Source organism: Cellulomonas telluris (genome assembly GCF_004886325.1).
In the GTDB taxonomy this organism is placed as follows: domain Bacteria; phylum Actinomycetota; class Actinomycetes; order Actinomycetales; family Cellulomonadaceae; genus Cellulomonas; species Cellulomonas telluris.
Genome location: NZ_QXFN01000031.1, coordinates 1 through 645, shown reverse-complemented (window position 1 = coordinate 645; position 645 = coordinate 1). Strand labels below are relative to the sequence as shown.

Here is a 645-nt window from a genome sequence, read left to right as displayed (position 1 = left end):
TGGGCCCCTTGGCCGGGGGCGACGATGACGAGCACGTGACCACTGTGCCGGGTCGGGACGCGTCGACGCGGGTCCGACCCCGACGAAACTGACCCCCGAATCCTTGTAGGGTTCCTACAATTCCGTCCGACCCGACTGACGCCCTAGGATCAGCGCCAGCTGCAGCGCGAACGCCTCTCGCGGCCGGGTGGGCGACCAGCCGGTGACGTCGGTGATCTGGCGCAGCCGGTAGCGCACCGTGTTGGGGTGCACGAAGAGCGCTCGGGCGGTGCCCTCGATCGACGAGCCGTGCTCGAACCAGGCGCCGAGCGTCTCCAGCAGCGTGCCCCTCGCCGCGACGAGCGGGAGGTAGACGTCGTCCACGAGGTGGCGCCGGGCGTGGCCGTCCCCGGCCAGGGCCCGCTCGGGGAGCAGGTCGCGGCTCGCGACCGGCCGCGGGGCGTCGGGCCAGCCGCTGGCGGCCCGGTGGGCCGACAGGGCCGCGCGGGCCGAGGCGTTGGCGTGGGCCAGGTCCGCGGTGACCGGGCCGACGACCACCGGGCCGTCCCCGAAGTGGTCGAGCAGACGGGTGGCGGCCTTGAGCGGGTCGGTGACCCCGCCGAGGAGGACGGCGAGCCGGTCACCCTGCGTGGCGCAGAGCGCGGC

General features: G+C 75.0%; 1 protein-coding gene. It reads right to left on the bottom strand.

Annotated elements, in window-relative coordinates:
• Positions 1-114 precede the first annotated feature (114 nt).
• Positions 115-645: PucR family transcriptional regulator (locus tag FB586_RS18575; RefSeq protein ID WP_136520842.1), on the bottom strand; the 531-nt coding region annotated here is incomplete at its 5' end.